The 24,645-nt window shown below is 42.3% G+C and carries 22 protein-coding genes and 1 tRNA gene; 7 read left to right on the top strand and 16 right to left on the bottom strand.

What is annotated here, in order from left to right; all coding sequences use genetic code 11:
- Positions 1 to 18: 18 nt before the first annotated feature.
- Both msrB and FTU69_RS02765 read left to right on the top strand, forming a co-directional pair.
- Positions 19 to 438, top strand: a complete 420-nt coding sequence (gene msrB / locus FTU69_RS02770; protein WP_005177175.1) for a peptide-methionine (R)-S-oxide reductase MsrB — start codon at positions 19 to 21, stop codon at positions 436 to 438.
- Entirely contained in the window at positions 435 to 917 is a 483-nt protein-coding gene (locus tag FTU69_RS02765; RefSeq protein WP_180103447.1) for a glutathione peroxidase, read from the top strand. Before msrB ends, FTU69_RS02765 begins: the two co-directional genes overlap by 4 nt.
- A 148-nt stretch (positions 918 to 1,065) precedes the next feature.
- Here FTU69_RS02765 and dapC read toward each other — a convergent pair whose 3' ends face one another.
- The 5 genes from dapC to FTU69_RS02740 form a co-directional block, all read right to left on the bottom strand.
- On the bottom strand, positions 1,066 to 2,235 hold the full coding sequence (gene dapC / locus FTU69_RS02760; RefSeq protein ID WP_104511227.1) for a succinyldiaminopimelate transaminase: 1,170 nt from the start codon (positions 2,233 to 2,235) through the stop codon (positions 1,066 to 1,068).
- Positions 2,236 to 2,259: 24 nt separating this feature from the next.
- The gene (gene glnD / locus FTU69_RS02755) at positions 2,260 to 4,923 is read right to left on the bottom strand and encodes a [protein-PII] uridylyltransferase (protein ID WP_180103446.1); all 2,664 of its coding nucleotides are present in this window, start codon (positions 4,921 to 4,923) and stop codon (positions 2,260 to 2,262) included.
- A gap of 23 nt (positions 4,924 to 4,946) precedes the next feature.
- The gene (purT, locus tag FTU69_RS02750) at positions 4,947 to 6,152 is read right to left on the bottom strand and encodes a formate-dependent phosphoribosylglycinamide formyltransferase (protein ID WP_104472646.1); all 1,206 of its coding nucleotides are present in this window, start codon (positions 6,150 to 6,152) and stop codon (positions 4,947 to 4,949) included.
- Positions 6,153 to 6,342: 190 nt separating this feature from the next.
- Positions 6,343 to 6,690, bottom strand: a complete 348-nt coding sequence (ygaH, locus tag FTU69_RS02745; RefSeq protein ID WP_104472645.1) for an L-valine transporter subunit YgaH — start codon at positions 6,688 to 6,690, stop codon at positions 6,343 to 6,345.
- Complete coding sequence (locus tag FTU69_RS02740; RefSeq protein WP_045795021.1) at positions 6,680 to 7,438, bottom strand: AzlC family ABC transporter permease; 759 nt, start codon at positions 7,436 to 7,438, stop codon at positions 6,680 to 6,682. The genes ygaH and FTU69_RS02740 overlap by 11 nt, the downstream gene beginning before the upstream one ends.
- A 102-nt stretch (positions 7,439 to 7,540) precedes the next feature.
- Between FTU69_RS02740 and FTU69_RS02735 the strand changes: the two genes are divergently transcribed.
- Positions 7,541 to 8,035: a hypothetical protein gene (locus tag FTU69_RS02735; protein ID WP_163145919.1), complete on the top strand. Its 495-nt coding sequence runs from the start codon at positions 7,541 to 7,543 to the stop codon at positions 8,033 to 8,035.
- A gap of 352 nt (positions 8,036 to 8,387) precedes the next feature.
- Here the strand turns inward: FTU69_RS02735 and ychF are convergent, their stop codons facing one another.
- Both ychF and FTU69_RS02725 read right to left on the bottom strand, forming a co-directional pair.
- On the bottom strand, positions 8,388 to 9,479 hold the full coding sequence (ychF, locus tag FTU69_RS02730; protein WP_005177206.1) for a redox-regulated ATPase YchF: 1,092 nt from the start codon (positions 9,477 to 9,479) through the stop codon (positions 8,388 to 8,390).
- A gap of 22 nt (positions 9,480 to 9,501) precedes the next feature.
- Positions 9,502 to 9,765, bottom strand: coding sequence for a hypothetical protein (locus FTU69_RS02725; protein WP_163145918.1), 264 nt, complete (start codon positions 9,763 to 9,765; stop codon positions 9,502 to 9,504).
- A gap of 36 nt (positions 9,766 to 9,801) precedes the next feature.
- Here FTU69_RS02725 and FTU69_RS02720 point away from each other — a divergent pair, with 36 nt between their 5' ends.
- The gene (locus tag FTU69_RS02720; RefSeq protein WP_163145917.1) at positions 9,802 to 10,566 is read left to right on the top strand and encodes a glutathione S-transferase family protein; all 765 of its coding nucleotides are present in this window, start codon (positions 9,802 to 9,804) and stop codon (positions 10,564 to 10,566) included.
- Positions 10,567 to 10,625: 59 nt separating this feature from the next.
- Here the strand turns inward: FTU69_RS02720 and FTU69_RS02715 are convergent, their stop codons facing one another.
- Positions 10,626 to 12,101, bottom strand: coding sequence for a hypothetical protein (locus FTU69_RS02715; protein ID WP_163146321.1), 1,476 nt, complete (start codon positions 12,099 to 12,101; stop codon positions 10,626 to 10,628).
- 374 nt (positions 12,102 to 12,475) lie between these two features.
- Between FTU69_RS02715 and FTU69_RS02710 the strand changes: the two genes are divergently transcribed.
- Entirely contained in the window at positions 12,476 to 12,946 is a 471-nt protein-coding gene (locus tag FTU69_RS02710) for an Lrp/AsnC family transcriptional regulator (protein WP_075175482.1), read from the top strand.
- Between the two features lie 51 nt (positions 12,947 to 12,997).
- On the opposite strand, the gene FTU69_RS02705 is transcribed toward FTU69_RS02710, so the two are convergent.
- Together FTU69_RS02705 and FTU69_RS02700 are read right to left on the bottom strand one after the other, a co-directional pair.
- Entirely contained in the window at positions 12,998 to 13,747 is a 750-nt protein-coding gene (locus FTU69_RS02705) for a YebC/PmpR family DNA-binding transcriptional regulator (protein WP_005177213.1), read from the bottom strand.
- Positions 13,748 to 13,856: 109 nt separating this feature from the next.
- A complete protein-coding gene (locus FTU69_RS02700; RefSeq protein WP_005177219.1) occupies positions 13,857 to 14,423 on the bottom strand; it encodes a 1-acyl-sn-glycerol-3-phosphate acyltransferase in 567 nt (188 codons plus the stop codon).
- A 753-nt stretch (positions 14,424 to 15,176) separates the two neighbouring features.
- Here FTU69_RS02700 and FTU69_RS02695 point away from each other — a divergent pair.
- Positions 15,177 to 15,253 (top strand) — tRNA-Ile (locus FTU69_RS02695).
- A 14-nt stretch (positions 15,254 to 15,267) separates the two neighbouring features.
- Here the strand turns inward: FTU69_RS02695 and FTU69_RS02690 are convergent.
- From FTU69_RS02690 to FTU69_RS02670, 5 genes are read right to left on the bottom strand one after another with little or no spacing between them, the layout of a single operon-like run.
- Positions 15,268 to 16,296: a tyrosine-type recombinase/integrase gene (locus FTU69_RS02690; protein WP_373423488.1), complete on the bottom strand. Its 1,029-nt coding sequence runs from the start codon at positions 16,294 to 16,296 to the stop codon at positions 15,268 to 15,270.
- On the bottom strand, positions 16,182 to 16,514 hold the full coding sequence (locus tag FTU69_RS14915; RefSeq protein WP_245199980.1) for a helix-turn-helix domain-containing protein: 333 nt from the start codon (positions 16,512 to 16,514) through the stop codon (positions 16,182 to 16,184). Before FTU69_RS14915 ends, FTU69_RS02690 begins: the two co-directional genes overlap by 115 nt.
- A gap of 15 nt (positions 16,515 to 16,529) precedes the next feature.
- Positions 16,530 to 18,998, bottom strand: a complete 2,469-nt coding sequence (gene mobF, locus FTU69_RS02680; protein ID WP_180103444.1) for a MobF family relaxase — start codon at positions 18,996 to 18,998, stop codon at positions 16,530 to 16,532.
- On the bottom strand, positions 18,995 to 20,785 hold the full coding sequence (locus FTU69_RS02675) for a type IV secretion system DNA-binding domain-containing protein (protein ID WP_180103443.1): 1,791 nt from the start codon (positions 20,783 to 20,785) through the stop codon (positions 18,995 to 18,997). Before FTU69_RS02675 ends, mobF begins: the two co-directional genes overlap by 4 nt.
- Complete coding sequence (locus tag FTU69_RS02670; protein ID WP_180103442.1) at positions 20,785 to 21,036, bottom strand: hypothetical protein; 252 nt, start codon at positions 21,034 to 21,036, stop codon at positions 20,785 to 20,787. Before FTU69_RS02670 ends, FTU69_RS02675 begins: the two co-directional genes overlap by 1 nt.
- 257 nt (positions 21,037 to 21,293) lie before the next feature.
- Here FTU69_RS02670 and FTU69_RS02665 point away from each other — a divergent pair, with 257 nt between their 5' ends.
- Positions 21,294 to 22,379, top strand: coding sequence for a hypothetical protein (locus FTU69_RS02665; protein WP_180103441.1), 1,086 nt, complete (start codon positions 21,294 to 21,296; stop codon positions 22,377 to 22,379).
- Positions 22,380 to 22,466: 87 nt separating this feature from the next.
- Here FTU69_RS02665 and FTU69_RS02660 read toward each other — a convergent pair whose 3' ends face one another.
- A complete protein-coding gene (locus FTU69_RS02660; RefSeq protein ID WP_218946401.1) occupies positions 22,467 to 24,479 on the bottom strand; it encodes a TIR domain-containing protein in 2,013 nt (670 codons plus the stop codon).
- Positions 24,480 to 24,645 lie beyond the last annotated feature (166 nt).

Here is a 24,645-nt window from a genome sequence, read left to right as displayed (position 1 = left end):
GATTTAAAGGAGTTAGTGATGGGAAAACTCAATAAAACAGACCGAGAATGGCAAAGAGAGTTATCACCAGAAGAGTTTCGGATTACACGACAAAAAGGAACCGAACCGGCCTTTACAGGGAAATACTGGAATAGCAAACAGGATGGGGTGTATGTGTGCCGTTGCTGTGGAGAAGCCTTATTTTCTTCCGACACCAAATACGACAGCGGCAGTGGCTGGCCAAGTTTCTACCGTCCAATTGCCCCGGGGGTTGTGGAAGAACATAACGATCAGTCGCATGGCATGGTGCGTACCGAAATTGTCTGTCATCATTGTGATGCACATTTGGGCCATGTTTTTGATGATGGACCGCAACCGACCGGCTTGCGCTATTGCGTCAACTCGGCGTCATTAGAACTAAAAACACAAGAAAAAAGTGATGAGGAAACCTATCCATGACCAACATTTATCAGTTTGAGGCTGAGTTGTTAGATGGGAAAAATAAATCATTTGCCGATTATGAAGGCAAGGTTTTATTGGTGGTGAATACCGCCAGCAAATGCGGTTTTACCCCGCAATTTGCCGGACTGGAAAAGCTGTATGAAAAATATAAGACTCAAGGCTTTGAGGTGCTCGGCTTTCCCTGTAACCAGTTTGGTGGCCAAGACCCCGGTTCCAATGAGCAGATCGGGGCCTTTTGCGAGAAAAATTATGGGGTCAGCTTTCCCATGTTTGCCAAGGTCGATGTCAAAGGCCCGGAAGCACACGCAATTTTCTGTTATTTAACCAATAATAGCAAAGGCATTTTGGGCAACGGCATCAAGTGGAACTTTACCAAGTTTTTAATTGGTAAAGATGGCAAAGTGCTGAATCGTTATGCACCAACCACCAAGCCGGATGCATTGGAACAGGATATTGAACAGGCTTTACAAGGTTAATACAGGACAAGCGACTTCAGCATCAGCTTTAATTTTGGGGATAATCCTCATCCATGCAAACAGTGTTTAGTCCTGCCTAAAATAAAAAATGCGCTGAAAGCAGCCATAAAAAATCCACTCAATAGAGTGGATTTTTTAATATCAGCACTTACAAAATTGCTTTTAGGCGCTGAATCACCTGTTCGCACTGGGCGATATCGGCCACCAAGGCTAAACGGACATGGTTTTCACCCGGATTCCCTTGCTCAGTTTCACGCGATAAATACCGGCCCGGCAATACTTTAATGTGCGCTTTTTCCATCAGCATTTTGGCAAAGGCTTCATCATTGTCGACTTTGAGCCAGTAATAGAAACCGGCATCCGGTTTTTGTAAAGGGAGTAGTTGCCCCAGCTCGCTTTGGAACAAGTCAAATTTGGCGCGGTATTGCACGCGGTTGTCTTCAACGTGCTGCTCATCATCCCAAGCCGCAATAGAGGCCAGTTGATGCTGTACCGGCATGGCTGCACCGTGATAGGTACGGTATTGCAAATACGGTTTCAGTAAATCGGCATCGCCGGCAACAAAGCCTGAACGCATCCCCGGCAGATTGGAGCGCTTGGACAAGGAATGGAAAACCACGCAGTTTTTATAGTCGTCGCGGCCTATTTCGGCACAAACTTCGAGCAGGCCAGTCGGTGCTTCATCAAACCACAGTTCTGAATAGCATTCATCTGAGGCAATTACAAAACCGTATTGATCGGACAGTGCAATCAGCTTTTTAAACTGGTCTTTGGACAGTACCGCACCGGTCGGGTTGCCCGGCGTGCAAACAAATAGCAAGGCAGTTTTTTCCCAGACTTCGGCTGGTACGGCATCAAAGTCACCTAAATACTGGTTGTCTTCGGTACAGTTAATGAAATACGGCTTGGCCCCGGCCAGTAAGGTTGCGCCTTCATAAATCTGGTAAAACGGGTTTGGCATCACCACATACGGTGCATCTTCACGTTTCACCAGTGCCTGTACAAAAGAGAAGATCGCTTCACGGGTACCTGAAACCGGTAAAACATGGTGATCTGCACTGATGCTGTTCAGCTTGAAACGGCGACTTAGCCACTGGGCAATGCTGTGGCGTAATTCAGGCAGACCCTTGCTGTTCGGGTAAGTCGATAAATGCTGGAAGTTGTCAATAATGGCCTGTTTTACAAATTCCGGTGCCGGGTGCTTCGGTTCTCCAATTGAGAGGGGAATCAGCGGTAAATCGGCCGGTTGTATATCCTGAAAAAGTCGGTTTAACTTTTCAAATGGATAAGGGTGCAATAAAGACAAACTTGAGTTCATGTAATCGTTACCGATAGGTTGATGTTAATGTTGGCACACCTGATTTGAGGCTTCATCAAGTGCTGCCTTTAATTTGGCCGCAAAGCTTTTGGCTTCTTCTGCATTCATAGGCGTACCATCTTTTTTGGTGACAAAGAAAATATCTTCAGCACGTTCGCCTAGAGTGGCAATTTTAGCAGAATGAATATCCAGCCCCTGCATCATAAACAAGCCGCCGACTTTGGCAAGTAAGCCCGGCTGGTCAAGTGTCGCAATTTCCACCATGTTCTGGTTGAGTGCGGCATTCAGGCTGATGTCGACAGTATTTTCAATATCAAAATGGCGCAGCTGGCGCGGAATCAGGCGCTGCATCAGCCCCGGATATTTGTCTGACTGGCTTAATGCAGTGACCAGTGATTGAATCACGGTGTCCTGACGCTCGGCATCGGTCAGCAGGGTACCAAAACGGTCCAGTACCACATAAGTATCTAAACTAAAGGCTTTGGTGGCGGTAATAATCCGCGCGTCCTGCACATCCAGATTCATGCGGTCTAAAATCGCCACGGTGGTGGCAAACAGGTTTGGCTGATCCTGAGTATAAATAAAGATCTGCACGGCATCCTGGGCATATTTACGATGAGCGCGCATCAGTACTAAAGGTGCCGGATTGTCACTGTGCTGCAAGATGGCGCGGGTATGCCAGGCAATTTCATCGGCGGTTTCTTTCAGGAAGTATTCATCGCCCAGTTCCTGCCAGACTTTTTCCACTTCTTCCAGCGAGAAATCCTCGACCAGTAATTCGCTGGCCGCAAATTTGGTGTCTTCAATCAGCATCTGATAATCCACCGGACGACCCAGGCCGGAACGGATCACATCACGGGCATGGGTGTATAGCTGGCGCATCAGCGAGGCGCGCCAGGTGTTCCATAAGGTTGGATTGGTGGCGTTAATATCGGCCACAGTTAGGGTATACAGATAATCCAGATGTTCCATATCGCCCATCAGTTCGGCGAAAGCTTTGACCACATCCGGATCGGAAATATCTTTTTTCTGTGCAGTGACCGACATCAGCAGGTGGTTTTGCACCAGCCAAGCCACCAGATTGCATTCACGTTCGGTAAAGCCATGCGTGCGGCAGAAGGCAATCGCATCGGCGGCGCCAAGTTCACTATGATCGCCACCACGACCTTTGGCAATGTCATGGAAAATTGCGGCCAGATAGACAATGTCACGACGCGCCAGTCGCTGGAACACCGAGCTGACCACCGGAAAATCTTTGGCAAATTCCGGTTCTTTAAAGCGGTTCAGGTTGCGAATCAGCAGCAGGGTGTGCGCATCGACGGTATAAATATGGAACAGGTCATATTGCATCAGGCCGGTAATTTGCCCGAAAGCCGGAATATAGTTGCCCAATACACCATAGCGTTTCATTGCCACCATGGTGTCATATAAACGGTACGGCGAGCGTAAAATCGCCATAAACAGCGCCTGATGGACTGGATTATCACGAAAATCGCGGTCAATCCGTTTGGCAGCCAGGGTCAGCAGGCGTAAGGTGCGGGCACGAATCCCGGTAATTTCAGGACGATTGGCCAGCAGATAGAAAATTTCCAGAATCGCACTTGGCTTTTCAGAAAAAATCTTGTGATGCTGCACTGCCAGTTTGCCATCGACCAGTTTGAAGTTTTCATTAATTTCTTCAATCTGGCGTTCATATTGCGGCAGACGCGGGGTAATCACCGATTCATTAAAATAGGCCAGTAACATTTCATTTAGCGTCGACACCTGCTGCGCGGTGCGGTAATAACGCTTCATGAACTGTTCAATCGGATAATTTGGTGATTTGCCTTCTTCACGGACATAGCCGAACTTGGCTGCAATATCACGCTGATAATCAAACAGCAGGCGGTTTTCATCGCGTTTGGTCAGCAGGTGCAAATAATGGCGAATTTCCCAGAGGAAACTTTCGGCTTCTTCCAGTACGCCCAGCTCAAACTCGGAAATAAAACCCAGATGCACCAGATCATAAATACGGTTGACACGGAAATGCCGTTTGGCAATCCAGCCAATCTGGTTAATATCGCGGATGCCACCCGGTGCAGTTTTAATATCCGGCTCTAAATTGCTTTCGGTATGGTTGTGCTGAGCATAGCGTTTGGCTTGCTCTTCCATCTTGGCATCAAAAAAGGTTTTATCGGTCCAGGTTTGCGACACAATCCGGCGTGGCCATTTGGCCAGATGTTCATTGCCAATAATCAGTCGTGCTTCAATTAAAGCGGTGGCCACAGTCAGGTCATTGGTGGCCTGAATCACGCAATCCTGAATGGTACGCACGCTAATGCCGGGTTTGAAATTACCGACATCCCACAGCGATGAAATAAAGGTTGAAATCAGCTTTTCCTGTTCCGGCGAGATTTCATCTTCTGACAGGATCATGATGTCGACATCGGAATAGGGCAACATTTCGCGGCGGCCATAACCGCCCACCGCAAACAGGCCTAAATCGGTCTGGTCCAGTCCGGCATGTTGCCACAGGAATTTTAGCGCCTCATCAATAAAATTGGAGCGCGCCAGAATAATGTCACGGACCGAATGTCCATTTTCAAAACATTCCCCCAGCTGATGTTCAACATCACTTCGCCACTGATTAATGGCCTGAATGTCATGGTTACTTTTTACGTAATTCAGCAAGGGTAAGGTGTTGATCATGAACAGCGTTCCGTGTTGTGCGACTAGTTTTGATTGACACTGACGTTTTGTGCAGTAGCGTAAGCCAGCTCACGTGCCTGCTCAGTGGTTTCTGCGCGGGCGGTGGCCACACCCATGCGGCGACGCTTGAAGCCTTCCGGTTTGCCAAACAGACGTAAATCAGTATCCGGGTGAGCTAAAGCAAGATTCAAGCCAGAAAATGACAGGTTCTGGTCATCCACACCGGCATAAATCACTGCACTGGCAGCCACACTATGACGCGCCGTGTTCACTGGCAAGCCGAGAATCGCACGGGCATGTAATTCGAATTCACTCTGGTATTGTGAGGCCAACGTGACTAAACCGGTATCGTGTGGACGAGGTGACACTTCACTAAACCACACTTGATCGCCTTTGACAAACAGTTCTACCCCAAAAATACCGCAGCCGCCAAGTGCGCTGGTAACCTTGTGGGCAATACGTTTGGCTTCTGCTAAGGCCTGGCTGCTCATTGGTTGTGGCTGCCAGCTTTCGACATAATCACCGGCATCCTGACGATGGCCAATCGGGTCGCAGAATGAGGTTTCAATTTCACCAGTTTCTGGATGTTTAGAGCGTACCGTGAGTAGGGTAATTTCAAAATCAAAATCAATCTGCGATTCAACAATCACGGTGCCCTGATTCACACGGCCACCGGTTTGCGCATAGTCCCAGGCGGCATCGACTTCATCAAAGCTTTTTACCCGGGATTGGCCTTTGCCTGAGGAGGACATCACCGGCTTCACAAAGTTTGGATAGCCAATATCATCACAGGCTGCACGGAAGCTTTCCAGCGAGTCGGCAAAACGGTAGGCAGAGGTTGGCAGTCCCAGTTCTTCTGCAGCTAGACGGCGGATGCCTTCGCGGTTCATGGTCAGATTGACTGCCTTGGCTGATGGAATCACGGTAGCAACGTTTTGCGCTTCAATATCCAGCAGCACTTCTGTGGCAATGGCTTCAATTTCCGGCACAATCAGATGCGGTTGCACCTGAGCAATCAGCTGTTTCAGTGCGTTAGGATCGGCCATATTAATGGTATGGGCATGATGCGCCACTTGCATGGCAGGGGCATGATCATATCGGTCGGCGGCATGCACTTCTACACCTAAACGCTGTAAAGAAATCACCACCTCTTTCCCCAATTCTCCTGAACCCAATAGCAATACTTTAAATGCCGAAGCTTGAAGAGGAGTACCAATCGTCACGCTCATGTAATTCATCCATGCTTGATTTTATGGGCTTTTAGCATAGCAGAACTGCACCGCGATGTTAGTGCCGATTCGGAGAAAATCGTGATTTTGTCCAACAATTTTTAGACGCAGTGGGCAAGAGGAAATACAGTGTTGAAAACGCAGCACAACTGCAGCACTGCGTCAATGGGTCTGGTGTTGAAGTCAAAACCTAGAAGGAAAATGGAATATAGGTATAAATCAGGCCATAGGTCACGGCCGCAGTCAAGGTGGCCGGTACAATTTTCTTGTATTTAAAATACAGCCCGGCCAGCACTATAAATCCGACCAGCATGGCAAAACTTTTATTGGGCGTTTCCAGTAACGGTGGCAAGGTCGCGACAACCAGCATTGAACTGATTGCGGCAATACCAATTGAACCCAAAGCAATCTTTAGCCAGAGGGCACCCCGTTTTTGTGAGTCCTGCTGAAACTTCTGAATCACAAAAAACGGTCCAAAGCGTGAAGCAAAATTGGCGATGCCGACCACAATCCCGACCAGAATAATTTCAAGATTCATGTGAGCCTCCTGCGTATGCATCATCCGGTTGTTTTAAGACATAGTGTTTGAACAGACCTGCAAAAATGCCCGATAAAATACCAATAAAGATGGCAGCGGACAGGTCAATGAAATAGCAGGCGATAGCTGATACCACCAAAGTCACACTGACCACAAAGGTATGTTTTTTCTCAAAGGCGGCCAGCAGGAAACTCAGGAACAGGGCCGGTAACAGGAAATCCAGTGCGGCTTGTAAAAACTGCGGCAGCTTACTGACCTGATCGGCAAACAGACCGCCCAGTAAAGAACCGAGCGCCCATGACATCCAGCTAAACAGACTTAAGCCGAGCATCCAGGATTCCGACCATTGTTGCCGGCGCTGCGACAGCTTGATCATGCCAGAAGCAAAGACTTCATCGGTCAGGCCCCAGGCCCAGATCGCGGTTTTCTTTAAATTGAGCCGGTCCTGAATCAGGTTGGTTAAGGCCGGGCCATAGAGCAGATGGCGAATATCCAGTGCAATGACAGTCAGGGCGGTCATCCAGATGGAGGTGCCGCTGCCTAACAGGGCCACCACCAGAAACTGGCTGGCACCGGCATACATGGTGCAGGATAAAAACAGGGCTTCCCAGGCGCTAAAACCGAATTGGGTCGCCGAAACGCCAAATGCAAAAGAAACGGGGAGATAAGTAAAAATAATGGCTTGGCTATCTTTAGCGCCTTGCCAAAAACCGGCTGGCTGTGTGGAAAGCGTTTTGTGTTCAGACACGACACACCTGAAGGAGAGTTGAACAAGGAGTCAAATGATGATTGTGTATTGTACCCGAATTCACTAGCATAGTGCCGAAATGTTTGTTGAAGCGAGCCAGATATGTGGATGTTCAAAACACGTCAATTTGTGGTTGCGACTGTACTGGGCAGTAGCCTGTTATTACAGGCCTGTGGGAGCGATCAGTCCGGTGAAAAACCGGAAATTAAACCTGCACCGAAACTGACCAATGATGCAACGGCGTATGCAGAAGCGGCCTGGAAGCTGATGAATGAGGTAGAACCTTATGTTTATCGCAAACAGCGCAATTTAATTGAAGATAATGTACGCAAACCGGCGCGCCAGTTAAGCACCGAATGGCGCATTAACGTCAAAATGACCGATTCAGTCACCGAAGGTAAATATGCTTTATGCCGTAAAGCACTCACCAGCCTGGAAATCTGGGCGCGTGCGACGTTAGAAAGTAGCGCAGCAGTAAGCCAGAAACAGGCCGATTATGAACGCGATAAACAGCAATGTGCCGATGCGATTGCCCATCCGGAACTGGGCAATACCGATCCCAAACAAAAAGGCAATGCGATTGCGACAGCATCCTGAAGCATCAATAAGCGGAGTTCTGGCTCCGCTTTTTTAATGGCGCCGCCGTATTAAATTGATCTTTGCAATCAGAATAGCGATTACATTACACAATTAGTCTGCAAGATATTGGCGCATCTTTCACGGTGCTGAACGGTTATAGTGCGCTTGAGTGCACTGAAATTAAGCACTTTCGAAAACTGGAAGCTTAGGGAATTCAATAACATCTCAGTAAATCAAAGAAGACATCAAGATCGGTTCGCTGATTGATTAATTTTCTTGCTTAAACTGTGGTGAGCCAAAGATTGCTCTTCAAAAAAAAGAGTATAAAAAACCCTCAAATATTTGAGGGTTTTTCATTGATATCAGGCGATTACACGTTAAAACGGAAGTGTAAAACATCACCATCCTGTACGATGTAAGTTTTACCTTCTAAACGCCATTTACCTGCTTCTTTGGCACCAGCTTCGCCATTGTATTGTACGAAGTCATCATAGGCCACACATTCAGCACGGATAAAGCCTTTTTCGAAGTCAGTGTGAATCACACCTGCTGCTTGTGGAGCGGTTGCACCGACTTTCACCGTCCAGGCACGTACTTCCTGCACACCGGCAGTGAAGTAAGTTTGTAGGCCGAGTAAGCCATAACCTGCACGGATGACCACGTTCAGGCCAGGTTCTTCCATACCCATCGCTTCTAAGAATTCAGCACGTTCATCATCTTCTAATAATGAAATTTCGGCTTCAATCTGGTTGCAGAGTGGTACTACAATCGCATTTTCAGCTGCTGCCAGTTCACGTACTGCATCTAAGTGCGGGTTGTTTTCAAAGCCATCTTCCGCCACGTTGGCAATATACATGGTTGGTTTTAAGGTTAATAAACCAAAACCACGAATCAGTTTACGTTCGTCATCGTCCAGATTGGCTGCACGTGCCGGTTTGCCTTCATCCAGTAATGGCAGGATTTTTTCTAAAACGGCTTTGGTCGCAACCGCTTCTTTGTCACCGCCTTTGGCTGTTTTGGTTAAACGGGTCACGGCTTTCGATACCGTTTCTAAGTCTGCCAGCGCAAGTTCAGTGTTGATGGTGGCAATATCGTCCAGCGGGTCAATTTTACCATTGACGTGAATGACGTTTTCATCTTCAAAACAACGCACCACGTGAGCAATCGCGTCAGTTTCACGGATGTTGGCCAGGAACTGGTTACCCAGACCTTCACCTTTTGAAGCACCTGCAACCAGACCGGCGATATCCACAAATTCCATGGTGGTCGGCAGGACACGTTGTGGGTTTACAATGGCCGCCAGTTTGTCTAAACGCGCATCCGGCACCGGCACAATACCGGTGTTTGGCTCAATGGTACAGAACGGGAAGTTTTCAGCAGCAATTGCAGCTTTGGTTAAGGCGTTGAAAAGAGTCGATTTACCAACGTTAGGCAGACCTACAATACCACAATTAAAACCCATGAAATGACTCACAAAGTGTTATTCAAAAATTGTCGCTGATTTTACATGAAAGCCAGCATAAAGTCAGGTCATGGCGGGGATGTTTGTTGAAAAAGCATATTTCTGAAATATGTGCTGCGGATGGTGGGTAATGCGTGCCGTATCTTTGGTGATTTTTAAACAGGATAGCCTGACCTAAATACGCTTGATGAAGCGTTTGGCCGAATACCGGCGATTTTTGAATAAAAAGCGCATTGTTTTTCAGCAGCAGTATGACTAAAGTAGCCAATGGATGTTGGCTGTTCAAATTATTGATCAAAAAATAAAAATTGACGGAGAAGATATGCGTATTTTGTACCAGTTTCCTTTATCTCATTTTTGTGAAAAAGCGCGCTGGCTGCTGGATCATAAGGAACTGGATTATAACGCGCAGAATTTAATTCCGGGCGTGCACCGGGCTTTTGCCAAGCTAAAAACCGGACAAAACAAGCTGCCGATTTTACGCGATCAGGATCAATGGATTGCGGACAGTACCCAAATTTCCCTGTATTTAGATGAGGTGTATCCGGAGCATACCTTATTACGCCCAGACCCGACACAGCGTAATGAAGCACTGGAGATTGACCAGTTGGCCTCGACTCTGGGCTATCACGTTCGTCGCTGGGGCTTGGCACATACTTTATCTGAAAGTGAGCAGCCTTTAGATTTGCTGATTGGTGAAAAAGGTTATTTACGTCAATTTGAAAAATACTCCAAACCGATTATGAAGATGCTGATTTCCAAAGGCTATCAGCTGGATCAGGACAAGGTTGATGAATCGGAACGGGAAATGCGCCGTTTAATAGCCGAATTAAACCAGCGTCTGATAGCCAATGGCGGCGCATATTTTGTCGGTGAGCGTTTAGGCCTGGCGGATATTGCGGTCTGTTCCATGCTGGCTCCGATTCTGGAAATTCAGGATACACCGTGGGAAAAAGAGCAGGGCGAAAACTTGTCCGAACAATTCCTGCAATTTAAACAGGAACTCAGTGATTTACCTTTAGGGCAATATGTACTGAGAATTTATCAGACCGAGCGTCATGCCCGTGTGGACTGGCGCGGTATCTAAACGGCAACCATAAAAAATACGCGCCTGTAGCGCGTATTTTTATGACTTTATCAAATCCATTAAATGAATGGGGTAGATGAATCCAGATCAATTGCAGGCAGTTGCGGCGCAAGGCTGAGCAGGTCAAAGTTGCTGCTACTGCTTTCTGTACTGGTCGATTGGAGAGCTTCTTGAAGTTCAGGTAACAGGTTGTCCAGACTCAGACTGCTGTCTGCTCCTGTACTGGCGCCTTGTAACAGATCTTCCAGATTAAAGTCAGTTGAACCAAATGCATCGCCCAAGCTGTCAGTAAGATTGCCTAGGTCAAAGTCTGTGCCACCGTCAGTCAGACCTTCCAGTAAGCCACCTAAATCAAAACCACTGCCGATGTCTGGGAGACCGCCAAGTAAGGCACTTAAGTCAAACTCACTGCTGCCACCTGTTAAGCCTTCAAATAACTGGGTCAGTGTTTCAAGGTTCAGATCACCGGTGTTATTGCCGATGAGTCCTTCAAACAGTTCAGAAATCGTTTCAAGGTTAATTTCACCCGTATTACCACCGATTAAGCCACCGACCAGTTCTGAAATTGCACCAATATCAAAGTCGCCGGCGCCACCGCCAATCAGACTACCGACCAGATCAGCAATGGCTGCAATGTCGAGATCACCTGAGCTGCCACCCATCAGGCCGCTTACCAGTTCTACGATTGCGCCAATATCAATATCGCCAGCGCCACCGCCAATTAAACCACCAACAAGCTCAGCAATGGCAGCAATGTCAAGATCACCTGAACCACCACCGATTAATCCGCTGACTAATCCGGCAATTGCACCGATATCAATATCACCAGCACCGCCGCCAATCAACCCATCAACCAATTCAGCAATCGCTGTGATATCGAGATCGCCTGAACCACCACCGATTAATCCACTGACTAATCCGGCAATTGCACTGATATCAATATCGCCGGCGCCACCGCCAATTAATCCACCGACAAGTTCAGCAATGGCTGCAATATCGAGATCGCCCGAACTACCACCCATCAGGTCGCTCACCAGTTCTACGATTGCGCCGATATCAAAGTCACCAGCACCGCCGCCAATTAAACCACCGACCAGATCAGCAATGGCTGCAATATCGAGATCACCTGAACTGCCACCCATCAGGCCGCTTACCAGTTCTACGATTACGCCAATATCAATATCGCCAGCGCCACCGCCAATTAAACCACCAATTAAATTGCTAATTGAGCCCAGATCAAAACTGCCACCATTGGCTTGGGTCAGTTGATTAATCAGGCTAGAAATATCCAGACTACTGCTATTACTTCCTGTAAACTGGCTGATTAAATTGCTAAGACTGCTGCTGTCCAGGCTGTTTCCAGACAACAGACTTTGCAATAAGCTGTCTAGGGTTGGGGTAGAGGGGCTGGTGAGTTGTCCAAACCAGTTCGACAAGGTCGAGCTGATGCCACTGAAAAAGCTGCTGGTTTGGGTTTCGACAGTTAAAACCGGGCTGAGCTTGCTTTTCAGCAAATTGAAAGATTTAAAAGCCAGGAAGACGATTCCTTGTGTTCTTATGTTTTTGTTTTGCTGGTGTTGAAACGCATCTTTTTTAATCTATTTGTATACACTTGTAAAAGATGAACGGTCTGGAATTAGCCGCATTTGGGCAGAGAAGGCAATTTTAACGCAGCATAGAGAATGAAATTTTTGAGAAAACAGCGGTTTATTGAGGCTGACCGTTTATCTGTTTTTAAAAGATCAAGATAAATGGCAGACGCCTGATCAGTTAGGCTTCAGTTGTGTCAGCACATCATATCTTGAAAAAAAATTTCAATAGATGAAAAAATAATGAGAAATAAATATTGTTGTGGGGCTGATTCGGCTAAAATTATAAAGTGTCATTGCCTGTTAAAAAGAGTATAAAAATGGAACTGGATCGCTTTGATAAGCATATTCTTGAAATTTTAAGTCATGAAGATGTCAATTTAAATGAATTGTCGGAGCGGGTGAATTTGTCGGTGAGTTCGGTGCATCGCCGGATTAAAAGCCTGATTGATCATAATATTATTTCAGGTTTAAAACGGGAAATTAATTACCAGAAACTCGGCTTTAGTCTGCATGTCCTGTTGCAGGTGTCGCTGAGTAAACATGATACCGATACCTTTGCCAAGTTTCTGGAAGAACTGGAAAATATTCCCGAAGTGATTAATGCCTTTTTGGTGACCGGGCAAACCGCTGACTTTATTGTAGAAGTGATTGCGCGGGATATGGAAAACTACAGTGACATTTTACTCAAACGCATTGGTAAAATTGACCATGTGGTGGCGCTGCATTCGAGCTTCGTGATTAAAGAATATAATGTTTTAAACTGCTCGAATTTGCTCAATAAAGTTTAATTTCTAAGAAATAAAAAACGCGCCAGATGGCGCGTTTTTTATCTGTAAGTTTTAAGCATCTAAGGCAGCTAAAACGTCATCAGAGAATTCAACGTTGGTATAAACGTTCTGAACATCATCCAGATCTTCAAGCATATCAATCATTTTCATGATTTTTTTAGCCTGGTCGATGTCGGTGATTTCAGCTTTGGTTGATGGGCTCATCACCACTTCAGCGTTGTCAGATTTTAAACCTGCTGCGGCTAAAGCATCCTGAACGGTACCAAATGTTTCTGGAGTGGTAATCACCAGAATTTCATCTTCAGAGACTTCAATATCTTCTGCACCGGCTTCTAATGCCACGTCCATGATCTGATCTTCTAAAGACACATCTTCAAACGTAATTTCACCACGTTTGGTGAATAAGAAGGCCACTGAACCGTTGGTGCCTAAGTTACCATCGGTTTTAGAGAAGCAGTGACGAACGTCTGGTACGGTACGGTTTAAGTTGTCAGTCATGGTTTCAACAATCACGGCCACACCGCCGACACCATAACCTTCATAGGTGACTTCTTTTAAGTCATCGTTATCTTCACCGCCAGCACCACGTTGAATCGCACGGTTAATCACATCACGTGTCATGTTGACTGATAATGCTTTTTCGACTACAGCACGTAAGCGAGGGTTGCTCCCTGCATCCGGACCGCCGAGTTTAGCAGCAGTTGTCAGTTCACGAATGTATTTGGTAAACAACTTACCACGACTAGCATCTTGTTTGGCTTTACGATGCTTGATATTGGCCCACTTGGAATGACCCGCCATGCGAAATATGCTCCTTGTAGATTGGCTGTATGCCGATCGAATTGCACAGATTCTACCATAAGCCCTTTTTCTGAAAAAAGGGCAGGGTTTTAAGTTTTAACTGAAAAATTTACGCTGTTTTCACGTCTGGAATAATAATATCCAATCCGGTGTTTTCTTTATAGAGCTGTTTGATCAGCGCGAGATCATGCGCCAGGTCGGTTGGATAAATTTTACCAAAAATCCCGCCTTGCTTGGTTTTAGAGTTGGCATACATCAGCACAATCGGCACATTGGCGGCTTTGGCAATATGCCAGAAACCGGTACGAATTGGCTTACGTGCTTCACCATTTTTGGCACGGGTCGCTTCAGGAGCAATCACCAGATTGAATTTTTCATTGCGCTGGAACAGCTCCACCATTTGTCCCACGATGTCCTGATTGGCTTTACGATCAACCGCAATACCGCCCACGGCTTCAAGTACCGGTTTAAGTGGACCTTTGAATAATTCTTTCTTGATTAAGGTATGAATTTTCATGTCGAAAATTTGGAAGATGGCCAGTGATAGCACTGCATCAAGCATCGAGGTATGCTCAAAACCAATAATGACCTGTTTATCTTCCAGAATATCAGGTTCGACGTTATAGCTCCATCCGGCAACTTTAAATGCAGCTTCGCCAATAAATTTTTTTAACATGGGTACAGAGTAAAACAAACGAAAGCGCATAATTTGTGCTTGTTCGGCTTTAGAGTCAAGGGTTAATTTGTGCAACTGTGCAGAAAAAATAAAGACCTGTTTAGCCGCAGAATATAATCTAACAACTTATTGTTTTTAGATATAAATTAAAAGTTATTAAGACTTAAAATAAATGAGTATATAGAAAATTACTATTAAAAAAGTGAAAAAAAAGCTATTCAGTAGATAATTTAAGCATTAGACTTTTGTCGTAGATAGGTCGTAGTTCAGGCCAATGTCCAACTTTAGGCTTAACCTCAACAGGAATAGCAAAATGACATATTTGACCGCACTAATTGTTGCTTCGCTCATTTTAATGGTGATTGTGCTTTGGTCTATTGCTGAACTTGTGTTCGAATCGCGCAAAGAAAAGTCACTGAACTCAAAAAGAGTTTAAAATTTCAGCAATACGAATACTTTATAAGTTTTTGTACTCACGATATAAAGTTATTTCAAAAAAGTATAATTTTTTATTGATTTATTGCTTTTTTATCTTAAAAAAAATAAATTTCGAATTTACCTCTCATGATGTGAGCGCAGTTTCAGTGCAATGCTTGATGAGATGATGTTGTGCAATTTCCTGCTAATTTTTGAGCTTCTGGTTAACTGTTGTCTTACTGTACAAGCGATTTTGAAAGGGCTTGTATTTTAAAAAAATCTTCGATAGTATTCATGGCGCCTGAACTTGTTGATATATAACAATTTCAGTGAAAAGGGCCTATAGCTCAGTTGGTTAGAGCAGCGGACTCATAATCCGTTGGTCGACAGTTCAAGTCTGTCTGGGCCCACCATATTTTTCAAGGACTTACAGTAACTGTAAGTCCTTTTTAATTTCATGCTGCGGCACATTTGTGCCATAAAGTATGGAACTTACGACTTCAGCATGCCTACTTAAATTTGCTGGAGCTAGGTGAGCATACCTTCTGACCATCTCAGAACTTTGCCAACCACCCATCTCCTGAAGATCATATAAGGGTGTGCCATTTTGCACTAACCAGCTCGCCCAAGTATGTCTTAGATCATGCCAACGAAAGTTGACTATTCCAGCTCGTTCTAAAGCTTTCCGCCAAGCCCGTGTATTTATATTTGCAATAGGCTTTTTACGGTATGTAAAAACATATTCTGGATGATTCCCAAGCTGAGTTTTAAGTAAATTAACTACATGTTCACTTAACGAAACATGGATATCTTCTTTACCTTTTGCTTGATCACCGTAAATCCATGCCGTTTTTCTCTTTAAATCAACTTGTTGCCAAGTAAGATTTAAAATATTGGCTTGTCTGAGTCCAGTTGAAAGAGCAAATACCGTTACTATTTTCTGATGGGGAGGTAGCTCATCAAGTAAAATCTTAACTTGCTCAGCTGTAATCCATCTAACACGGCGTTTGATTTCTTTATACATTCTTACTTTCGGTGCTTTATCAATCCATTCCCATTCGTTACAAGCTTTATTAAGGATTGCTCGAACTAAGGCAAGGTATCGATTTGCAGTTGCAGCACTCGATTCTCGTTTTTTAACTTCACCTATCGAAATAATTTCATCGCGAGAAATGTCCATTAGGATTTTCCCACGAAGAAACTGCTGTAACCAAGTTAATTTACTGACATCATCTTGGTGGGTATTCTTATGCTGAGTTTCATCCAACCAACGTATACCAGCTTGATCCCAAGTGTAAGTAGGTCTATCACCTAGCTTTTGTACTCGCCAAAATTCAGCTTTTAATCGATCATGGAATTCTTGCGCTTCGACTTTATTTTCCGTTGCAGTAGTACGTCTAATTCGCTTACCGCTCGGTGTGGTGAAGTCGACCCACCATATGTTGTTGCGTTTGATAAGTGACATTGTTTTAACTCCATTGGTAAAGTCACTTGCAACGCTTGCCTTGAATTAGCATAAAACGAGCGTAAATATTCAGCAAGATCATCTTCGATAAAAACCCATGATTTTGCAGGTTTAGCTGCTGGAATTTGACCAAGTTTTGCTCTCCTGCGTAATTCTTCAGGATGCATACGAAGAAATTTAGCTGCCTCAATTAGACTGAGTGTTTGCATGTGCTTTACCTATTTTTATAGTTCGAGCTGATGCTGAGCTTTAGAGCTTACGGTATAATCTAGACTCGTATCTTTTTGTCTTGATCGTCCCATATTCACTTCCATCACTGTTTCAATTTCTGCTGAACAATAAAAATGGGTTTTCTCTCTGGCACGACTAGCTGCAACATAACTCCATTCTCGATCCATCATTGTATCTGAAGAGAGTACAAATGCATGGTCTACAGTCATCCCTTGTGCTTTATGCACCGAAATTGCATAGGCATGGTCAATTGCGGTATAAGCTGATTTTATGTTTTCATCATCAGTTAAACTGAATTCAACTATTTTGCTATCTTCTCGTTCAACCTGAAATTGCCAATGACCATCTTGATTGATCTGAATCTTTTTCAGTATCCCGACATCACCATTGGTGATTCCCAACCTACGTTGATTTTTGCAAAATAGGATCTGGTCACCCACTGCAAATTCACGAAAGGAATGCACATTATTAAGAACGGTTTCAACCTCACAACTTGCACCCAATTGTCCTGATCGATTCATTTTTAAACGTGCTGCTTGGTTGAGTCGGTATAAATCACTTCGCGTTCCTGCGAGCATCAAAGCTGATGCGGACGGCTCTTTAGTTTTGGCTTGCCACCAGTCCTCAATTAAATTTTCTATAGCTTTTTCCTGCGTAGTTTGTACATGCAAATTACCTTGTTTACGCATGGCTGCTAATGCTTGCTCACTTTGACCTGTGGCGAGCTGCATTACAATTTTTCTGTCTTCTAGCGTTTTTTGCCTCTGGATATTTTGCAGGGATGCATAGCCAAGATTTTTTGCCAGCAAACGAAAAGCCCCACCTGCATCAATTGGTTGTAACTGCTGGTGATCACCAACCAAAACCACTTTGGCTTGTGCTTGTTCTGCATGATCAAGTATTTGTGTCAGCTGTCTTGAACCAACCATACCCGCTTCATCAATCACCAAAACGGTTTTACTAGTAAGTTCCGTTTTTCCAGTATTGAGTTGATGAATCAATGAATGCAAAGTTTGAGATGGAATTTGTGTGGATTCTTGCAGGCCTTGAGCTGCTTTTGCTGCAAGAGTTGCTCCTCGTACGTCTAAACCTACATTTTCCCATGCTAGATGTGCAACACCGAGCAAGTAGCCTTTCCCTGTGCCAGCCATACCTTGAATGATTTTGACGCCGCCAATTTGAGTTGTGATATGTTCTAAGGCTACTTTTTGCTCCCTGGTCAAATTAGCATGTTCAATCAAGAGGGGATCAGCAACAATTTGATGCTGCGTTTCGTGTTGTCGTTGTTTTGCTTTGTCAAGTAAATGCTTTTCTAAAGCGAGTTGTGTCTGCGTGGTAAAACGCAATTCGGTTTGATCAAGACCTCGATCCAATTTATGGTTAATGGATTGCAACCGAACTAATTCAGGATGCTGCAATATTTCACCAATATACTGGTGAATACCATCAGCATTAAGATGACCTTGAGAAGCCACAGCGACTGCATGATGCAGTTGCTGTGGTGTAAAGGTAGACATTTGTTGATGTAGTTCACCAAATATTTCCATTGGATTGAGCAATGAATTCTCCATTGATTGAAAACTTTGGCATTGCTGTACCAAATCAGATGCATAACCTAATGACGCTGCCTCAGCTTGCCATTGTTGAAACAATACAAAACGTGAAATTTCATCTGCTTTCTTCCCACGGGTTGCAAAAGTGGCAATCTGCATCCCTTGTGCACTGGTTACGCCATATTTTTCCGCTTGTTCAACGATAGCATTTCTACGTTTAGAAAAAGCATCGCATAAATCTTTCGGTATTCCTTTGATTGAAAATGATTTATTTACCTCTGGTTCAATCTGAAAACCTAGTCTTTGCAATTGGTGTGACAATTCAGCACGATAGACTGCACCTGTCGCTTGCTTCCAACGTGCATCAAAGTCAATAGCGCATACAGAACTGTCTACTCGTAAGCCGAGATTAGCCACCAGAACATGGGTATGTAAGTGAGGATCTTGCGTACGGCTTGTGCTATGTTCGTAAGCAGCAGCAATGATATGATGAATAGACCCCGAATTTTCTCCACGATCTCGACTGCTAAATGCGTGTTGTTCTAAGAACTTAATCCCAGCTTCAACTGAATTTTTTTGTGCTGTTTGTATAGCTGTACGAGTTTCTTGATCAGCTAATGCCCATATAACACTCACACTTTTTGGGGCAGAAAATGTCATGTCCCATCCACCTTTGTGATCGGGTCCAGCATTTGAGGCCAAAGCCTCACCCGATATAGGGTGATAGCCTTGTAACATTTTTCCTAATTCACCTGAGCTTACTTCACCATTGAGGTATAGAGTGGATTGTAATTGCCCAACCCAATATCCAGATGGCTCGCCACCCAATTCATAGTAATCTTCGCTTGCCAAGCTCTCATAATATTCTACAGCTTGCTCACTATTAGATATGGATTTAAAACTCATCATAACTCGTCCTGGAGCTTGTTAGATTTTTTGATCAAGCGCTTTTTACTTGAAGAAACAGCTTCTATAACGTGATCTGTCACATCTGCAATAGGTATCTGGTCAATCCACTCTGCCAGTTCTACACCTTCACGGATTTTTTCAAATTTTTCGATCGGCCAAGTGAGTCGAAGTACAGCATTCCACCCCGTAATGGTCATCCAACCGTGAATGCCATGCTGTAAAGTAGGTTGAGGTAATTGAGAAATTTCGGATGGTGAAACAAGGCGTTGTGATTGTGTAAGCGGGATTCGATTTCCATTTTCATCAAAATCTTCAGTGAAAATTTCACGATCACCAAGCAATTTAGAGGCGAAGTCAGCTCCTGTACCTGATCCCATGCTTAAAATAAGTTTGGTCTGCATCATGCCGATTAAAGAGTTAACTTCGTGCTGACCATACTGATCGACCAGCAAATCGAAATCTTGAACCCCTAGCCAGATACAAGCGCCTTTTGATCTCCCAAGAGCAGCTAGATTTTTAAGCTGATCGACGTAAGGAATCTGTGCAATCTCATCAAGGATAAAATGGATTCTACGTGTAGATGAATCTGAAAATGTTGGTGATAGAATCAGTTTGCTCAGTATATTCAGTACTGCACAAATGTATGCATCGCTAATAGTTGGAAATGCTTTACTCGCTTGCAGTAATAAAATTGGCTTTTCGTCTGAGTCATCTTGTATCCAATTTCTCAAGCTTAATCCACCGACTGATTCAGGCCAAGCTTGAGCAAATTGGCGTAAAAAAGTTAAATTGGCAGTTAAGCTAAAATCCACACTATCTGATGATTTACTATCTTCACGAAAAATCTTGAGTCCAATCGGATAATATTGTTTGAATGCTTCAATGACCTGCTCGCGTGACCATTCAAGGCAATGTGTTAAATGCCTCCAGCCCCATTCCAGACCGTATTTTTGCTGTAAACAAACAATAAAACCAATTAATGCTACTCGACTCGCATCTGAAAAAACGGCATTATCACCATCAACTGTTGGGATTAATGCATGAGCAAACAATCCAGCATCCAATTCCGTTCGTATATCTTTTCCAATATCCCATGCCATACAACGAATATCCCACGGAGCAAGGATAATTGACTGGTCTTCATCAACAAATTCAGTAAAATCACCTTTATTATCAATAAGACAAACTTTTGCATTAGGATGTTGTCCTAACATATCAAGCATCATCTGTTTTATAATCTGTGTTTTCCCTGAGCTGGGTGCACCAATGAGAGCAATTCCTTTTGTTTCTGTACCAACAGGTAAACGAATGTGCGTATGGATCAACATTCCTTTAGGTAAATCAGTAGACTGAACTTTTTTATCAAGATTCTTTATTTTTTGTTTTGCATAGCTGATAGCTTCAGATCCAGACAACAGTGTATTTCCCCTTGCATGATATTGATCTGTAGGCCTAGCAGCTAGGTAGCCCAAATAAATAGAAATTGGAAGTGACAATGCTAGAGGCATATAAAAATGCAAATAGAACCATGGCTTGTAACCAAAGAAATTAAGCATTGTTGAAATTTCAATCCAAGACTTGGTCTCTATACCAAAGGTAGATAAAGTGCACCCCAAAAGTGCTTTTGGTAATAAAGGCCAGTTTGCCCACACAATGTCATTTGTGAATGGGATTTGTAGTTTCCAAGAAACATATTGGAAAGCTATTGATGTAAGCAAAAAGCTAACACCTGCCGCAGCTATACCATCTTCATAGCGCCATTCAGGCTTTTTATTTAATGAGCTCATTAATGCTCTCCTACATCAATATCAAATTCTGAAAGCTTTTGGATGAGTTGGTTCTGTCCCTGACTTAACAATTTCACTTGAGATTCAATCGTTAAAAGTTTTTCAAGGATTTGGTCTTTTTGATTCGATTGACTAGCAGCTAGTACATGACGAATTACATCCGCGACAGTTCTTGCTTCACGTTCTGCTTGTCTCTCAAGAGAAGTTACAAGCGCTAGCGGTAGTCGAACCGCTACTGGTCTAGTTTTCATTGGTCTCTCCAAGATGTAACTCTGTAACAGCCTGTAAGACATTGAATTGAAAAGCTAACGGTGTAGAATGATTACAGTCAGAGGTGGTATTTATGGGACTAAACCCCATTATGGGAGGCAGGTGTATAAACCTATCCCTGATATTTTGAATGAAAGTTTTTGTGATTTTCTTCATCGTTCTTCCTATTACTGAATGACGAAGTGAAGTTAATTATTTTTTATTCTTTGATCATGGAAAAAAACTGGATACATATAGAATGGGTGAAAGAATCACAAAAAATAGAACTCGGTTTTCTGAATATTTTAATCAAGCTTTTCTTTTTGAAAGTGCTCAAGCAGCTCGTTGTGAAGTTGAGTTTAGAGAGTTGCAAAACTATATTAATAATAATGAAATCGTAGTTTCAAGAAAGGGGAAGGGGGACAAAATTTATGGTAAGTTAAATATTTTACCTAAGGTCTCTGAAATTTTTCATTCGAAATTTCAAAAGCATATAGATCAATATCCCGAACTGAAGCATGATTTAATAGCATTACAAATTAGTTGTGATCTTACTGAGCAATTGTCAAGCAAGCTAAAATGTTTTGAACTTGCCGAAGTATTGTTCAATTTATATAAGAAGTATGATTCTCTTTTTGAAATAGATTATGCTTTACAAGAGGAACAAAAAATATTCAATGAAAAACAAAATATTACTATAAATTTTCAGACGAACTTGAATGATTGGAAAGAAACGTTAGATTTTATTAAATTTTTAGCTGAAATTACTTATTTTTTATCAAACTCTAAATCTACTAATATTTTTAATGGGAATTTTCCTCATAAGGAAAATATTTCAAACAGATTTACACTTAATTGGTGTTCATATTGTTTTAGACGGATTCGCTCTAAAGGAAAGTACGATTTTGTTTATTCAAAAGAGTTAAAAGCAAAGAAAAAATCAGCTTGTTTAAAACACAGTCCGTTAATTAATGAATATCAATATCGTAAAGCTAAAAAAAGAGCTAAGCATCTATCTGATGTAGATAGAAAATATATTGCTCAGATTCATAATGAACGCTTTTTTGCTGAAAGTAGCTCCTTTTTAAAGAGGAACTCAGAAATGAAAGATTCTGATCATACGATGTCTAAAAATCAGTGGGATAAAGAGGCTTCTGTATGGTTAATGCGTTTAAACGAGTTATGCCCAAATGAGGACATATCTGAGATAACGAATTGGAACGAATATGTTAAAAAATTTCATCTCCTTCTTGAGAATTATGAGGAAAATACCTCTGATCCCAAATGGATTGAAGATATCTACTTAGAAGCAAAAATATGGTTGGCTGTAGAGAGGAAGACTTAAAATTTAATCTAATAGGCTTGCTTACATAAGATTTAATTTTTCATCCTATTAGATTGCTGCAAGCAGCAATCTAATATTTAAACTATTTTATAGATTTTTTAAGCCTTTTAAGATTAGATGAATGATCTCATCAATAAATGGAGTATCCATTAATTTAATGTATTCTTCCGATGTGAGTCCTACATTTTTAGCTAAGTCATTAATTTCTATACTTGTTAATATATTTCCAATATCAGTATAATTAACTCCATGTCCGCTAGACTCAAGAATACTTAGCAAATCTTCATACTCTTCATTTGCTTCTATTTGCCAAGCTTGGGTTAAAGTAGGAGAAATAATTTGAGTTTTAATGCTTTCACAAATATCTTTAACGATTCCCCCTAAACCTCCAATTAAATAAATAGGTTTATTACTTGCTAAAGCTATTAAAAATTCTTCCAGTACACCTGGCATCTTACCTTTATAATCTGTAGTTTTGCCTCCCGCACAGATTCGGATTTCTGATTCTTGTACGGTTTTTTCTCTCATGAGAGTTAAACATCTAGACCAAATATATTTATTTTCTATACTTTGGAATGGTAAGAAAACTGAATTATCTACCGTATGCTGAATGTCATCAGGAAGTTCGTATTTAATCTGCTCTAGTACCTTAAAATGATTTAAACCCCATTCTTCAGTTTTATTGTCTAACCATAATGGCCAAGAGAGATGATTTCGTACTAAGAATTTCCTATCAGGAAGACGATTTTGTAAAATACTAGCTTCTTCAACAATAAATTCAGTAAATCCATTAGGCCGTAAATCACCACCATAGATGAGAGAGTTGCCTCTTACAAGCAGATGCCTAGCTAGTTCTTGAGATAATCTCTTTAATTCGTCTGGATGAGTATTTCGCTTTATAAAATCATTATCGCCATCTTCAGAAATCGATACTCCTATTTTCTTATTTAGATTCTGCTCTTCCTCACTGTTCCACAAAGGTGTAGAAACTTTTATATTTAAATATTTAGTCCAATCCATTTCCTCTGCATAAATTGGGGGTTCCGGATAACAAATAGATAGTTCTTGGTCATCCTGTATATTCTGCTTAAGTAATATTGCTGTTTGAATTTCAGGGGGGCGAGCTAATAGAACAGCATTACTATCAATCCAAGATTGCATTTGATAGTAGTTCAGCAATTTAATTGAAAAATTAAATCGAATAGTTTCGATTAATGCTGCAACTAGAATAGTTAAGATTTCATGCTTAGGTGGAACTTCAGAAGGGGTTATATGTACGCATGGCACATTTGCTGCTGGTGGAAATATTCTATCTTCATATTCTTTGAGACAATTTACAGAAATTATAGGTCTATTATTTTTTTTAGCTTCTAAGATTTCTCTTTGGCACCAATAGCGTGAAGAATATTCATCCGTGGTAATTGCTATAAGAGTAGAATGATGTATATGGTTAATGATTTCTTGGTCAAATCTATATCCTACTGAAATTTCAGAAGCATCAAAGAACTCTTTCATATTTGTAAGGTTGATGAAATCTTTAATAGCTTTTGCATATATTTCACCTATACCTCCTTTTTTAGCATGACTTAAAAATAGTCGAATAGAGGTGTTAGAGCCTATTCCACTTGACTCATGTTCCTGGAAACCATACCGATATAATTCATGAGATAGATGTAATATAGAGAGTAGTTTCTTATTGTCTTCTTCAAAATTAAATGCTCTTATGAAATTAAGATTATGTAAATTTCCATGATCAGTGCTATGGTTTAGTCCATACTCATCAAGTGCAATTGGCACAATAAAGGTGTTAGCATTTACTAAAAATGTATTTAAAAAATTACGCCAAATGACGCTACCTAAAGTATTTCGACTTAGACAAATAAAAACTACATTATTTTGTGCAAGATAATTTGGTTGACTTGGCACACTCTCAAAACTAGTGTAGAAAAAAGTAGGAATATTTAATTCTCTAGAAAAGGGTCTATCTATATCTCGTGTTAGGTATGACCTAAATTCTCCACAAACTAAATTAAATTCCTCTTGGTCAGATTTATGCCAAATGAAATGTGCTGCTAATGGGGGGGTAATAATATTTGTCAATTAATAACTCCATAAATCTTTAAAATGATAAGCAAAGTTAGTGAATTCATTGTATATTTTAAAATTAACATAAATATTGTGTATTTGATTTTAAACTTCATTCTCTTTTTAACGGATTTGTTGCATAAATATGTAAGTATCTGATTTAAATGAATTTAATTTTGGA

The sequence above is a fragment of the Acinetobacter sp. YH12134 genome (assembly GCF_013418555.1).
Classification (GTDB): Bacteria; Pseudomonadota; Gammaproteobacteria; order Pseudomonadales; family Moraxellaceae; genus Acinetobacter; species Acinetobacter indicus.
This window is presented reverse-complemented; position numbering and strand designations above follow the sequence as displayed.